The following is a 13,216-nucleotide window of genomic DNA, read 5'->3' as shown; positions in this document are numbered from 1 at the left end:
AAGGGGCTGCGATGGCAGCCCCTGGCAACAAGCGGCATTAGTTGGCCAATGCGCGGATCTTGCTGAAAATGTCTTTCTGTTCCGGCGTGGTCAGCAGGGTCTCCTGCAGCGGCTTGCAGCGAGCCTGGAAGGGGGCGATATCCACCTCGGTAAAAGTGGCTCCCTGGCTGGTAGCAGTCTGCTTCGCGCTTTCCAGTGCTTGGCTGAAGAGGTCAAACTCGGTCGAGGTACTCTCCTTGGCCAGCTTGCGGAAGGTGGCCTGATCTGCGGCATCCATCTGGCTCAGGAAATTTTCGTTGACCACCAGCAGGTCGGCCACCATCACATGACGGGTATAGGAGAAGTGTGGTGCCACCTCGTACTGTTTCAGGTCGGCATAGGTGATCTCGTTATTCTCGGCACCATCCAGCACCCCTTGCTGGATGGCTGAGTAGACCTCGCCCTGTCCCATGGGCACACCGGTTCCCCCCATGCAGCCCAGCATCTTGACCATGGTGTCGGACTGCATGACCCGGATCTTCTTCCCTTTCATGTCTTCGGGGGTCTTGATGGGGGCTCCCTTGACATACATGCTGCGCGCGCCGGCGGTGTAGGCGGTCAATACCTCGAAGCCGTTGCCCTTGGTGGAGCTGAACAGGGCATCCAGGGTTCCGCCGGTGAACACTTTGCGCTGGTGCTCGGGGCTGTCATAGATGTAGGGCATAGCCAGTACGGAGAAGTTCTTGTTGAAGTTCTCGACCAGAGGGTTGGCAACCACCGCCAGCTGGATGGCGCCGGACTGGACCAGCTCCAGCGCGGCACGCTGATCACCCAGCAGTTCGTTCGGGTGGATCTCCAGCTTGTATTTCCCGCCGGTGGCGGCTTCCAGTTTCTGGCTGAAATCTTCAAGAGCCTTGTACTGGGGGTTGTTCTCGGACTGGTTGAACGCTGTTTTCAAAATCACGGGACCAGCAGCCTTGCTGTCTTCACCACATCCAGTCAGAAACAGACCAGCGGCTACAACAGTGCCAATAAGAGACAACTTGGGCAGAGCATTCTTCGTACGCATGTGTAACCCCTCTATGGGTTGGTTATCTTGATGGTGTTTATGCTACGTGAATCCGGCACGATTTCAGTGATCAAACTCAAGTTAATGAAATGGCGTTTCTATTTTGTGAGAATTTGAAATCATTTTTTGTGGGATGGCGGTGTTGCATTCCGTTACAGGCGGTAAGGCAAGGCTGCAAACCGGCTCTCAACACGGGGTGCAGGGGGGGGGTGGGAACTTGCCAATGGGCTCTTGGGCTGGCTGTGTTGGCGATCCAAAAGGGGATAAAAACAATCAGCCCCCACAAGGGCGGGGGCTGTATCGCAGACGTTGGCCCGGATTACTGCGCGGCCAGCCAATGTTTGCAAACCTTGAACACGGCCTTCTTGATTCTGGCTGGTGCTCGTACCTGGCAGGTGGGTCTGTGTACCTCGCCGGGGTAGAAGATGGCGAAGTCACCGCGCTCGAGCTGCAATCGGGTGGTGATCGCCGGGTCCTCCAGAAAGAGCAGATCCGGTTTTGTCTCCGGGTAGGTATGAGGAGAGCTGACGGTGGCGCTAGTGGCGATCATCTCCTGGCCATCCAGCACTATCTGGATATCGAGGTAACGATCGTGAAACTCGCTCTTCAGGTTTGCCTCCTGATCCGTGGTGGGGTGCGAGACGATATAGAAGACGGCATCGTCGATGAGATTGTATTTCCCCTCCTCCTGTTGCTGCAGGCGAGACAGAGACAGCTCGTCCCGAGTCAGGAGTTGCAGCAGCGGGGCGGGCAGCATGGCGATGTCGAGCCGGTTAAGATTGCCAGTGATCATGGCGTGAGCTCCTTGGATGGAGCCGGCGACTCACTCGTGTTGCATCGCCGGATCCGGGGTGACGTGACGGACCCGCGAGAGGGGTCTGCGCAATGTTACAGGGCGGCCATGGCCTCCTTGGCCAGTGCACCAATCTTTTGCCATTCGCGGTTGTCGATGAGGTTGGCGGGGACCATCCAGGTGCCACCACAGGCAAAGACGGCGGGCAGGGCCAGATAGTCTTTCACATTGCTCGGGCTGATGCCGCCGGTGGGCATGAAGGAGACCGGATAGACGGCGCTCATGGCCTTGAGCATGCCCAGTCCACCGGACGGCTCTGCCGGGAAGAACTTGAGGGTATGCAGACCCAGCTCCATGGCCTGCTCCACCAGGCTGGGGTTGTTGACGCCCGGGATGATGGGTACGCCGCGGGCCTGGCAGTATTGCACTATGCGCGGGTTGAGCCCCGGGCTCACGATGAAGTCTACGCCGGCCTCGATGGCCTGATCGACCTGGGCCGTGGTCAGTACGGTACCAGCACCGATGATCATCTCCGGAAAGGCTTCCCGCAGGCGGCGGATAGACTCGGCGGCAGCCGGAGTGCGGAAGGTGATCTCTGCGCTGGGCATGCCGTTGTCCATCAGGGTCTGGCCGAGAGCGACGGCATCATCGGCATCCTTGATGGCGATGACGGGGATGATCTTCAGGGCGGAGAGTTGTTCAAGCAATATCGACATGGGAAGCCTCGTTGGCTGATTGGTCAGGAGTAATGTGGGGTGGCATCGCCGTCAGAGGGATGATGGCACCACGGTGTTGAATAACGGTGCTTGCCAGCAGGTGGGCATAACGCGCTGAGTCGGCCGGGGATTGCCCTGCCAGTCTGGCAGCAAGGTAACCCGCACTGAACGAGTCACCGGCAGCGGTCGTGTCGATCACGCACTCTTTTACCAGCGCCACGGCCGGCACTTCACAGCTGTATGCCTGCTGGACGATGAGGCAGGGGGCGGCGCCACGCTTGATGACGATCTCTTCGACACCCAGCTCGCGAGTGCGGGCCAGGCATTGGGCCTCTTCGCTGTCGCCCCAAAGGGCAAACTCGTCATCCAGGGTCAGGAAGGCGATGTCGGTCAGGGCCAGCATGGCGCGATAGGCTTGCCTGGCCGCTTCCCGGCTCTCCCAAAGGCGTGGTCGATAATTGTTGTCGAAGACGATTCGGACGCCAGAGGTCCGGCACTCGGCCAGCCGCTGCAGCAGAGTCTGGCGATCCTCATCAGAGAGGATGGCGAGGCTTATGCCACTCAGGTAGAGGTAGTCAAACGCCTGCAGTTGGCGGCAGATCTCGCCGCTTTTGGGTGTCTGCAACCAGTAGCGGGCCGCCGCGTCGTTGCGCCAGTAGTGGAAGGTTCGTTCCCCCCGCTCGTCCGTCTCGATGAGGTAGAGGCCGGGCAGCTTGTGGTCGAGCCGCTGTACCAGTTCGGTGTGTACCCCCTCCTGTTGCCATTGGGCCAGCATGGCACTGCTCATGGGATCCGTGCCCAGGGCGCTGACATAATGCACGGCGACATCTGGATTGGCGCGCGTCAGATAGACGGCGGTGTTGAGGGTGTCCCCCCCGAAATGGCGCACTATGCCGTCCCGGTTTTCGGACAACTCGATCATGCACTCGCCAATGACGGCGACGTTGATAGCCATAATTTCTCCCGCGTACTTCGCGTTGGTGACCCGACCATTTTATTTAATTGCCATTCAATTGAAATAAAGTAAAACGTAATTTCATTAAATTTGTGACGTCGGTCTTGTGTATGACCAAGATGACGAAATGCGCCCGCCAAAGGTGTTTCTACTATCGAGGGAATACAGGGCGAGAAAGAGGGGCCATGGAGCGGGTGAGGTGGTAACAGCGGGACGAAACCTGGTCGTTCCCGTGTGGTGAAGAGAGGGGACTCAACGTGAGCAAGGCCACATAATGTCCTCATTATTCACTGATTTATCTGGATAATCGCCACCAACTCTATGACTGCCAGTTCATTTCAAATACAATGAAACAATCAATCATTTTTTTTGGAAGTAGACATGTCTGTGATAGATAACTCGCCTGATTCAGTCTCATCTGTGCTCAAGGTGTTTGGCATTTTGCAGGCGCTCGGGGAACAAAAAGAGATCGGGGTGACGGAGCTTTCCCAGCGCATCATGATGTCCAAGAGCACCGTCTACCGCTTTTTGCAAACGATGAAAACCCTGGGATATGTCTCCCAGGAAGGGGAAACCGACAAGTATGCCCTCAGTCTGAAACTGTTCGAGCTGGGCGCCAAGGCGTTGGAACACCAGGATCTGGTCAAGATCGCCGATGAGCAGATGCACCGTCTTGGCAAGCTGACCAAGGAGACCCTGCATCTGGGTACGCTGGATGAAGACAGCATCGTCTATCTGCACAAGATCGACTCCGAATACAACCTGCGGATGTACTCCCGTATCGGCCGCCGTCGTCCCCTTTACAGCACTGGCCTTGGCAAGGTGATGATGGCCTGGTTGCCCGAGACCGAGGTGCGCGCCATGCTGGCCGACGTGACCTTCGAGCGCTTTACCGAGCACACTCTGAAGGATGTCGATGCACTGTTGGTGGAGCTGGCACAGGTGCGGGAACAGGGTTATGCCGAAGACAGGGAAGAGATGGAACACGGCCTGCGGTGCTTCGCCGTTCCCATCTACAGCCGTATGGGGCGGATCATCGCGGGGCTCTCCCTGTCACTGCCCCTGGTGCGTTTCCATCAGGAAGACAAGGAGACGCTGGTGGCTCAGTTGCATGATGCCGCGGCCAAGATTTCCGCCGGTCTGGGCTTCCACGACTATCCCTTTGGGATGAACGACCAGCGCGGATAAGGTTCATCCGTCATATAAAGAGCAGGCTTGGCCTGCTCTTTTTTTATGTGTGGTATGGGACTGTTTGCCTGCGCGGTCAGGCGTTTTGCGGTGTTGCCCGGTAGAGCTTGAAGATGGTGTGGCTGTTGATGACGAAGAAGATGCTCTCCTGCAGGATGCCGCCGATGGATCCCGCCCAGACATTATGGGTCAGCCAACAGACGGTACTGCTCAGCATGCAGAGCCTCAGAGCAATGCCGTTGAGGCGAAACAGGGCATAGGTGCTCAGGGTGGTGCCGAGCAGGGTCAGTATCTGCACCGGATGGGTAATCTGGGGGATGACCAGCAGCCAGGCCAGCGCCAGAAACAGCAGCATGACGCCCAGGCCGCGGTAGTAACCCGAAACCCAGTTGCGTACTGCACAGAGCAGACAGTTGATGGCGGCCACGGAGGATCCCAGCAGCAGGAAGTGCAAACCCATCAGGGTGCCGTTGAGGGTGAGGTGGAGTCTGAGCTTGTTGTCCTGGCGTTGCATGAAGGCCGTGGCGCCAACGAGGCAGGCCAGCAACCCCACGGATTGGGCAAACCAGTTGCTATCGAGAAACATATCGCCCTCCTGTCAGGGGACAATGACAAAAGGCGCCTTGCGGCGCCTTGTCACATTGCGCTGGATCAGCGGGCCAGCCAGCCGCCATCGACGGCAATCGTGTAGCCATTGATGTAGTCGGAGGCGGCGGAGGTCAGGAATACCACAGGGCCCATCATATCGTCCGGTACGCCCCAGCGCCCTGCCGGGATCCGCTCCAGAATGGCGGCATTGCGGTCATCGTCGGCGCGCAGGGCTGCGGTATTGTTGGTGGCCATGTAGCCGGGGGCGATGGCGTTGACATTGATCCCCTTGCTTGCCCATTCGTTGGCCAGCAGGCGAGTGATGCCCATGACGCCGCTCTTGGAGGCGGTGTAGGAGGGGACGCGGATCCCGCCCTGATAGGAGAGCATGGAGGCGATGTTGACTATCTTGCCGCCTGTGCCCTGGGTGATGAACTGTCTGGCCACCGCCTGGGACATGAAGAAGACGCTCTTGATGTTGATGTTCATCACGTCGTCCCAATCTTTTTCGCTGAAATTGATCGCATCTTCCCGGCGAATGATGCCGGCATTGTTCACCAGCACATCCACATGACCGAAGTGGGAAACTGCCTGATCCACCAGTGCGGGCAGGCTCTCCACCTTGCTGACGTCGGCCTTCAGGCTCAGGAAGCGGCGACCGATGGCCTCGACCTTGGCGATGGTGTCGGTGGGCTCGACGATGTTGATGCCGACGATGTCACAACCCGCCTCGGCGAGCCCGAGAGCCATACCCTGACCCAGCCCGGTATCACAACCGGTGACGATGGCGACCTTACCTTTCAGATCGAATGCATTAAGAATCATAACGTTACCTCTAAACCACGGGACGGTGGAGTGTCTTGCCACGGCGAAGCGGCCACCCTGGCCGCCCACCATTCATTGTTTTGATCAGCGCAGGTCGCGGACCGCGACATGGTCCATGTCACCGAACACCTGGTTCTCGCCCACCATGCCCCAGATGAAGGTGTAGGCCTGGGTGCCGACGCCAGCGTGAATGGACCAGCTCGGGGAGATGACGGCCTGTTCGTTGTGCACCAGCAGGTGACGGGTTTCGTCCGGCTTGCCCATCATGTGGAAGACGGCGGCGTCTTCCTTCATGTTGAAGTAGAAGTAGACCTCCATGCGGCGCTCGTGGGTGTGGCAGGGCATGGTGTTCCACAGGCTGCCCTCTTCCAGTTGAGTCATGCCCATCACCAGTTGGCAGGTCGGTAGCACGTCCGGTACCAGATACTTGTAGATGGTGCGACGGTTGCTGGTGGAGGCATCGCCCAGGGTCGCCGGAGAGGCCTGGGCCTGGGTGACCTTGCGGGTCGGGTAGTGGGTGTGGGCGGGGGCGCTGTTGTAATAGAACTTGGCCGGCTGGGCGGCGCTGACGCTGGCAAAGCTCAGTTCCCGTGCGCCCTGGCCAACGTAGAGGGCTTCTGCATTGCCTACCTCGTAGGTGGTGCCATCCACGATCACCACTCCCGGGCCGCCGATGTTGATGAGGCCAAGCTCGCGCCGTTCGAGGAAGTAGGTGACGCCAAACGCCTTGCCCAGCTCGTCAGAGAAGGTCAGCGGGGCATCGACCGGCATGAGACCGCCGAACACGATGCGGTCGATGTGGCTGTAAGTCATGGTCAGCTGATCCGGGGTGAAGATCTCTTCCACCAGAAACTCACGGCGCAGGCCCTGGGTATCCAGTTGCTTGGCATGGTCGCTATGGATGCTTTGACGAGTTTGCATAATGAACCTCAATTTCAGGGCCTTGGCGGCATAAATGACAACGTATCTGGGAATTCTCTTTGTTGAAAACACGATACCAACAAAAAGAAATGCCATCAACACAAAAACAAAACGATGTTTTATATTTGTGAGGTGGTCGTTTTTATTCGAACCGGCAGACAGGCAAAGCGAAGCATCGGGCGACGGATGTTCAGGGGGAAGGAGCGGAATGCTAGGGTGGTGAAATCAGTGTTATGTGCCTTGTCAGCAGCTTGCGCGACGCACTGGGGCCGGGTCATCCAGGGACAGTCTTGACGGGGTTAAGCCTGCCGGCGGCCTTGGCTCAGAAGCAAGGTCGCCAGGCTGAAACGATAGCGGCCCCGGCACAGGGTGCCGGGGCCGCTGGTTAAGAGGAGGGGCTCAGATCCGTCCCTGATAGCGCAGGGGGAAGCGCCCCTGACTGTCGGGCTGGCCGAGGAAGGGGAGTCCCTGCTGCATCTGGGCGGGCAGATCCGGCCCCGGCTTCAGGCTGCCCTGGAACAGGTACTGGCCGTTGGCCTGCAGCTCCAGGCGACCCTGGGTCTCTACCGCATTGGAATCCTGCTTGAGTTCGGCCACTACCCTGGAGTCGAGGCAGGTGAGTTTTACCTCGGGGTCGGCCAGCGTCAGCTTGCCGGCCGGGGTATCGGCAATGGCGTCATACCAGTCGAGGTTGCCGTAGAGGTTGTCGCACCAGGGAGCCCCCTGGGCAAACTGGTCGATCTTGAGTTGCAGCTGGCCGGCCACGGTGAGCGGGAAGGGCGGGCGCAGCGGGAGGCGGGCCAGCAGCCAGGGAGCCGGGGCGTTGAGGGTGAGATCGCGGGCAAACAGGCTGCCCTGCCAGCCGATCACCCCCTGGCCATTGAGGCCGTGGCGATCGCCAAAACGCACCGACACCTCGGGGGCGAAGCGCAGCAAAGACCAGCCATTGAGCTCCCAGCGCAGCTGGCTGACCGATTCGCTGGCGTATTGCAATCGGGCTATCTGGCCACTCCAGAGGGTGCCGCTGACCCCCTCCAGCTTGAGCAGGTTGGCCATCTGGGCAGGCTGCGGCAGATAACGGGCCACCAGGGCTGCCGGCAGGGTGGCCAGCAGGAAGATGAGATAGGCCACCAGAAACAGGGTGGCAGTCAGGATTCGCTGTTTCATTGGGGACGACTCAGTTGCAAACGTCTGACCTTGACCAGGCCCGGGGCCAGGTCTTCGCGGGCGATCTCGATGACCTGGATCTGGATGCCGTGCTGCTCCACCAGGGTGGCTAGCCATAGCAGCAGATCATCGAACTGGACCGTATCGATCCACACCTGCAGTTCGCTGCCCTGGGGTTGCAGGCGGGCAATCTTGATCTTGTGGTTGAAGGCGGTGCGGTTGACCGTCCCTTCCAGGGTGCCACCGGTATCAGTCGGCACCACCTGGTTGCCGCGCATAGCGATCACCTCGGCCCCCTTCTCCTTGAGCCAGGCCAGGGTTTGCTGCTGGTTTTGTACCTGGCGCTCCCGCTCCGCGATACGGTTGTTGAGGGGATGCCAGACGCTCCAGTAGCAGAGCCCGATCAGCAGCAGTATGCCGCCTGCTGCCACCAGCCGCTGTTCCCGGGCGGTGATGCCGTGCCACCACCCATGCAGTTTTGCCATCATGATGATTTGTCCTTGAGCACCAGTGCGCCCTCTACCTTGCCCTCGCCGCTGCGTACCTCGCCCTGCTGCACCTCGAAGCGCTTGCCAGCCAGCTCGCGAAAGCGCTCTATCTCGCCATAACCGGGAGCGCTGACCTGCAGGCGCAGCTCGCTGCGGTTGGCATCAAAGCGCAACACCTGGGGCTTGAGACCGGGGATCTCGGCGAAGGTGGGGGCCAGTTCGGTCAGCATCAGCAGGATGCCGTTTTGCGGGGCCTGTCCCAGTTGCTTGAGGTGCTGGGCCATCTGGCTGCGCACGTTCACAATGCGGTTCTCCCCGGGGAAGATGCGGGTGTAGACCTGGCGGATCTCTCCCTTGAGCGCCTTGTCCTGCTGTTCCAGCTGATAGAGCTGCGCGCCACGCTGGACCAGGGCCACCAGCAACAGCAGGGTGGCAGTGATAGCCACCTTGCGCCACTGCTGCCAGTAGCGGGCATATTCGGTCTGGGGACGGTAGGGTCCGGTGAGCAGGTTGGCGCGACAGGCGAGCGCCCCCCTGGCCAGTAGCAACATGGGCAGCTCGGGCTCGGCGGCCTGCCAGTTGGCACTCGTCATGGCGGGGGGCGACGTATGGCTGTGGATGATGACCGGCTCGGCCTCGGCCGCCAGCAGCAGGGCCAGCAGGGCCTCGTCGGTGACGATCCCCTGCCAGGGGCCCTGACGGATCAGCCACTCTTGCTCCAGTTGCAGAGCCGACCAGCCGTCGCTTGCGGGGGGCAGGGCCAGCACATCCGGTAGCAGTTGCAGGCTCTTGAGCCCGGCGGCCTCGAGCCAGCCGAGCCACTCGGTCATCTTCTGGCGATCCACCGCCATCAGATCCACGTTGGGGCCATCGTGGGCCAGCACTACCAGGTGAAGATCCTCCACATCGGAGGCGATCTGCTCCTCCAGCAGGTAGGGGAGGGCCGCCGCCGACTGGCGGCTGTAACGGCCGGGCAGGGTGACGCGCCGAAACAGCAGATCGCTGCCCGGCACCAGAGTGACCACGGGACGGCCACCGGCCCGTTCCTGCAGCTCGTTCAGCGCGTCGGCCGAGGGGAGCTGGCCGGAGGCGATGATCTCCTGCTCCTGGGCAGACCAGACCAGCCAGGCCACCGGTTGTTGTTTATTGGTCCCCAGACGGATGACCAGACTCTCGCTCACGCATCTCTCTCCTGCGATGCCGGCGCACCCGAGTGGGTCGCCGGTGCGCAGCCTGCCGGCTGCATCCAAAATCGGTCGGGTGCCGAAGGCTTGCTTCGGCTTCCCTCATTCGGCGGTGCCGTTCAAACGGCGCAGCACCACCAGTTTGTTGTCCTTGCCGCGCTGGAACAGGGTCTCCAGCCAGGCGCGGGTGTCCCCCGTCTCGGCGACCACGCGGGCGGCAAAAAAGTCGCTCTTGACCACCAGGGCCTCCTTGAGCCCCTTGATGCTCTCAAGGGGGACGCCCATGCGATCCGTCATCAGCTTGATCTCTTTCCACCCCTTCTTTGGGCGCTCGGTCAGCAGCCGTTTGGCATCGTCCGGCCCTATCTTGCCCCGGTAGAGTGCCACCAGCAGGGCCGGCTGCTCCGGATCCAGCGTGTTGATATTGATCTTCAGCTTGCTGCTTGGTAGGGCGCAGACATAGGGGGCCAGTTTGGCATAGACCCTGGCCGTGACCCCGCGCACCGCCCTCAGCTCATCCTTGCCCAGCATCCACTGGTTGGCGGTCAGATAGGGAGGCTTGAGCCCTTCGTAATAGGCGTCCTCGGCCCCCAGGCTCGAGACCAGCACAGTATCCTTGTCGACCCAGTCGCGCACGGCATCGGTAAGCTGGGTCGCTTCGTAATCCTCCATCCCCAGCTGGCTCAGCAGTTCGCGAAACACCTGCACCGGATAGGGCTGCTGTTCCAGCTCCTCGCCCGCCCCCGCGGCACTCGCCACGGCCAGGCTGTTGAGGTTGAAGCAGGATTGCAGGTCGGTCACCTCGCCACGCAGCTTGCCATTCTCCAGCGGGAACACCGACTCCTTGCGGGCCCAGTTCTGCCCCAGGCTCACCACCTCGGGGTCATCCTTGAAATCCTGGGTCAGCACCTTGCTCACCAGTGCCTCCGCCGACATGGCATACCACCAGGCCTGCTTGCCCGCGGTGAGGTTGGCGGTGCGGCGCAGCTCCAGCTGCAGGCGGCCGCTCATGTTGCTGGCGACGATCACCATCACGGAGAGGATCAGCAGCACCACCAGCAGGGCCATGCCCCCCTGGCGGTCCAGGCGGGCACTACCCCTCATTGGGAGTGACTCCACTCTGGTTGTCATTCACGCTTCCGCCATTGTTGTCTGTGCCACCCTGATCGGTGCCGCCGTTGTTGGTGTTGTTCCCGTTGTTGCTATCCGGGTTGTCCTGGCTCTGGCTGTTCTCTTCGTAGCGCTGGCCGCCGGCGCCGATGAGGAACTGGCGGCGAATGGTGCCGTAATCCTCCAGATCCAGCTCGACCGCGAGCCCGTAAGGCAGCACGCTGCGCTGGGTCCACTCCTCTCGCCAACGCCCCTGATCGTAGAAGTAGAGGCGCAGGGCCGTGACCCCCTTGAGCACCGGCTGGATGCGCGGCTCGCTGCCGATCACCGGATCCGGGTAGAGATAACTCAGCCGCTCCAGGGTCTGATCCTTGAGGCGCCAGCCGACCCGCTGCAGCTGGGAGCGGGGCAGCATGCCATCCGGGTTGAGCCAGCCGCTGCGCATAAACGCCATGCCCCAGTCATCGCTCTGTTGGCCGAAGCGCGACGCCGCCAGCAATACCTTGTTGCTTTCGCCCTCGATGCGGCCGCTTCTGGGCACCATCTGGGTGACATCCCGCTCCAGCAGGGTGAAGGCGAGTTGCAACTCGTAGAGCCTGACCTCCTTGCGCTTGGCCACCTCGTCACTGGTGAGTACCCCCTGCAGCACCTGATAGGCGCCAAGGCTCAAGGTGGCGAAGATGGCGATGGCCACCAGCATCTCAAGCAGGGTAAAGCCGGCGTGACGGGGGGGGTGGCGCATCATCGGTTGATATAGGTCCGCAGCATGGCGACCGGGCTCGCTGATTTCGCCTCGGTGCGCACTTCCATATCCAGCGCCTTGAAGTTGTTGTCGCTGGTGGCGACGCCGCGATAGCGCCAGTACCAGGTCTGTCCGGCCAGCTGCTCCTCTCCCTCCACCCAGCTGTCGCCGGGCCACTTCTTCTCGAGCTTTTGCTGTACCAGCTGGTTCTCCGCCACCCAGGTGGCCAGCGTCTTCTCTTCCAGGTAGTTGAGGGCCGAGAGGTGCTCGCTGGCTGTCTTCATCACCGCCAGGCCCGCGATGGCGAATACCGCCAGCGCGACCATCACCTCCAGCAGTGTCATGCCGCGCGCCTTCATTCTGGCTGCTCCTCATCACCGGTCAGCAGGGTCAGGCGACCGAACTCGTCCCCCTTGACGATGCGGATGTAGCGGGCATCGTCATCCTGCTGGGTGAAGGTGAGGGTAAACGACGTGAGTTCGCCTCCCGGGAAGATGAGCAGCTGGGGCGTGCGCTCTTTCTCGTCCCGTTTCTGCTCGCGCTCCTCGTCGGGATCGGGCTGCCAGCCAAAGCCGCCGAGCTCAAGGCCCAGCGTCATGTTCTCTGGCAGCTCGACCTGGCCGAGCTGTCTGTCATCGGCGATCGGTTGCCATTTGCGATCCCGGGCGGCGCGCTGCATGTACTGCCAGCCATTCTCCTCGATGCGAAGACCCACCAGGCGCCCCTCCATTACCGCATACTCCTGTGCCAGCTGCAGGGTCGCCATCAGGCGGCGTGCCTGCTGGTCGAGCTCCCTGTCGCCCCGAGCGCCCCCCATGCTGAGGGTGACGGCGGTGGCCACCAGCCCCATCAGCATGGCGACCAGCAAGACCTCCAGCAGGGTAAAGCCGGATTGGCGACGAAGGGCCGGACTGACTCTCACGCAGACCTCAGCGGGCAGGGCGAAGCAGGATGCAGGGGCACGCATTCACTTACTGGAAGTCCTTCAGGTTCCAGTTGCCGATGTCGTCATCGCTGCCGGCTTCGCCATCCGGTCCCATGGTGAAGATGTCGAGCTTGCCAAACTGGCCCGGGCTCAGCAGCTGATACGGATTGCCCCAGGGATCCTGCGGCAGGCGCTTGATGTAGCCACCCTCGCGGTAGCTGCGCGGCGCCGGATCGACGGTCGGCTGGGTGACCAGGGCTTCCAGCCCCTGCTCTGTGGTCGGGTAGCGGTTGTTGTCCAGCTTGTACATGTCGAGGGCATTTTCCAGCGCGACTATGTCGGAGACCGCCTTCTGCTGGTCGGCCTTCTCCTTGTTGCCCATCAGGTTGGGCACCACCAGGCTGGCCAGGATCCCGAGGATCACGATGACCACCATGACTTCCAGCAGGGTAAAACCGGATTGACGACGTTTATTCATGAGTTGCTCCGTAACGAATGAGATGGGCTGACCCATCAGAGATTGCTTAATGGGTTCGACTGGCCGACTGGGGCCCGCCGAACGCCGG

16 protein-coding genes are annotated in these 13,216 nt (G+C 61.1%); 1 reads left to right on the top strand and 15 read right to left on the bottom strand.

All coding sequences use genetic code 11. The features are described from left to right. Positions 1-37: 37 nt before the first annotated feature. From ACB028_RS04625 to ACB028_RS04610, 4 genes are all read right to left on the bottom strand, one after another. Entirely contained in the window at positions 38-1,048 is a 1,011-nt protein-coding gene (locus ACB028_RS04625; protein ID WP_124238776.1) for a TRAP transporter substrate-binding protein, read from the bottom strand. Between the two features lie 319 nt (positions 1,049-1,367). Beyond that, on the bottom strand, positions 1,368-1,841 hold the full coding sequence (locus ACB028_RS04620; RefSeq protein WP_371143633.1) for a YhcH/YjgK/YiaL family protein: 474 nt from the start codon (positions 1,839-1,841) through the stop codon (positions 1,368-1,370). A gap of 95 nt (positions 1,842-1,936) precedes the next feature. Further along, positions 1,937-2,557 (bottom strand): bifunctional 4-hydroxy-2-oxoglutarate aldolase/2-dehydro-3-deoxy-phosphogluconate aldolase, encoded by a 621-nt coding sequence (locus tag ACB028_RS04615; protein ID WP_042027749.1) that lies wholly within the window; start codon positions 2,555-2,557, stop codon positions 1,937-1,939. Continuing rightward, positions 2,541-3,512, bottom strand: a complete 972-nt coding sequence (locus tag ACB028_RS04610) for a sugar kinase (RefSeq protein ID WP_371143632.1) — start codon at positions 3,510-3,512, stop codon at positions 2,541-2,543. Before ACB028_RS04610 ends, ACB028_RS04615 begins: the two co-directional genes overlap by 17 nt. Positions 3,513-3,893: 381 nt before the next feature. Between ACB028_RS04610 and kdgR the strand changes: the two genes are divergently transcribed. Further along, complete coding sequence (gene kdgR, locus ACB028_RS04605; RefSeq protein ID WP_371143631.1) at positions 3,894-4,700, top strand: DNA-binding transcriptional regulator KdgR; 807 nt, start codon at positions 3,894-3,896, stop codon at positions 4,698-4,700. Between the two features lie 76 nt (positions 4,701-4,776). On the opposite strand, the gene ACB028_RS04600 is transcribed toward kdgR, so the two are convergent. The 11 genes from ACB028_RS04600 to exeG all read right to left on the bottom strand — a co-directional run bounded on the left by ACB028_RS04600 (position 4,777) and on the right by exeG (position 13,128). Then, complete coding sequence (locus tag ACB028_RS04600) at positions 4,777-5,286, bottom strand: YgjV family protein (RefSeq protein WP_124238771.1); 510 nt, start codon at positions 5,284-5,286, stop codon at positions 4,777-4,779. 65 nt (positions 5,287-5,351) lie between these two features. Then, a complete protein-coding gene (gene kduD, locus ACB028_RS04595) occupies positions 5,352-6,113 on the bottom strand; it encodes a 2-dehydro-3-deoxy-D-gluconate 5-dehydrogenase KduD (RefSeq protein ID WP_371143630.1) in 762 nt (253 codons plus the stop codon). An 84-nt stretch (positions 6,114-6,197) separates the two neighbouring features. Continuing rightward, a complete protein-coding gene (gene kduI, locus ACB028_RS04590) occupies positions 6,198-7,034 on the bottom strand; it encodes a 5-dehydro-4-deoxy-D-glucuronate isomerase (RefSeq protein WP_216994003.1) in 837 nt (278 codons plus the stop codon). A 399-nt stretch (positions 7,035-7,433) separates the two neighbouring features. Further along, positions 7,434-8,201, bottom strand: a complete 768-nt coding sequence (exeN, locus tag ACB028_RS04585; protein ID WP_371143629.1) for a GspN family type II secretion system protein ExeN — start codon at positions 8,199-8,201, stop codon at positions 7,434-7,436. Further along, positions 8,198-8,689, bottom strand: a complete 492-nt coding sequence (gene exeM, locus ACB028_RS04580) for a GspM family type II secretion system protein ExeM (RefSeq protein WP_371143628.1) — start codon at positions 8,687-8,689, stop codon at positions 8,198-8,200. Before exeM ends, exeN begins: the two co-directional genes overlap by 4 nt. Then, on the bottom strand, positions 8,686-9,870 hold the full coding sequence (gene exeL / locus ACB028_RS04575) for a GspL family type II secretion system protein ExeL (protein WP_371143627.1): 1,185 nt from the start codon (positions 9,868-9,870) through the stop codon (positions 8,686-8,688). Before exeL ends, exeM begins: the two co-directional genes overlap by 4 nt. Before the next feature lie 105 nt (positions 9,871-9,975). Beyond that, positions 9,976-10,977: a GspK family T2SS minor pseudopilin variant ExeK gene (exeK, locus tag ACB028_RS04570; RefSeq protein WP_371143626.1), complete on the bottom strand. Its 1,002-nt coding sequence runs from the start codon at positions 10,975-10,977 to the stop codon at positions 9,976-9,978. Next, positions 10,967-11,725 (bottom strand): type II secretion system minor pseudopilin GspJ, encoded by a 759-nt coding sequence (gspJ, locus tag ACB028_RS04565; protein ID WP_371143776.1) that lies wholly within the window; start codon positions 11,723-11,725, stop codon positions 10,967-10,969. The genes exeK and gspJ overlap by 11 nt, the downstream gene beginning before the upstream one ends. Then, positions 11,725-12,084 carry a GspI family T2SS minor pseudopilin variant ExeI gene (gene exeI / locus ACB028_RS04560; RefSeq protein WP_371143625.1) on the bottom strand — a complete coding sequence of 120 codons (360 nt, stop codon included), beginning with the start codon at positions 12,082-12,084 and terminating at the stop codon, positions 11,725-11,727. The genes gspJ and exeI overlap by 1 nt, the downstream gene beginning before the upstream one ends. Next, positions 12,081-12,692 carry a type II secretion system minor pseudopilin GspH gene (gspH, locus tag ACB028_RS04555; protein ID WP_371143624.1) on the bottom strand — a complete coding sequence of 204 codons (612 nt, stop codon included), beginning with the start codon at positions 12,690-12,692 and terminating at the stop codon, positions 12,081-12,083. Before gspH ends, exeI begins: the two co-directional genes overlap by 4 nt. A 4-nt stretch (positions 12,693-12,696) precedes the next feature. Then, positions 12,697-13,128 carry a GspG family T2SS major pseudopilin variant ExeG gene (exeG, locus tag ACB028_RS04550; RefSeq protein ID WP_042073013.1) on the bottom strand — a complete coding sequence of 144 codons (432 nt, stop codon included), beginning with the start codon at positions 13,126-13,128 and terminating at the stop codon, positions 12,697-12,699. Positions 13,129-13,216: the final 88 nt, after the last annotated feature.

This window comes from Aeromonas sp. S9(2024), from assembly GCF_041403185.1.
Lineage (GTDB): Bacteria > Pseudomonadota > Gammaproteobacteria > Enterobacterales > Aeromonadaceae > Aeromonas > Aeromonas enteropelogenes.
Note: the sequence above shows the minus strand (reverse complement) of the source record. Positions and strands in the feature narration are given on the sequence as shown.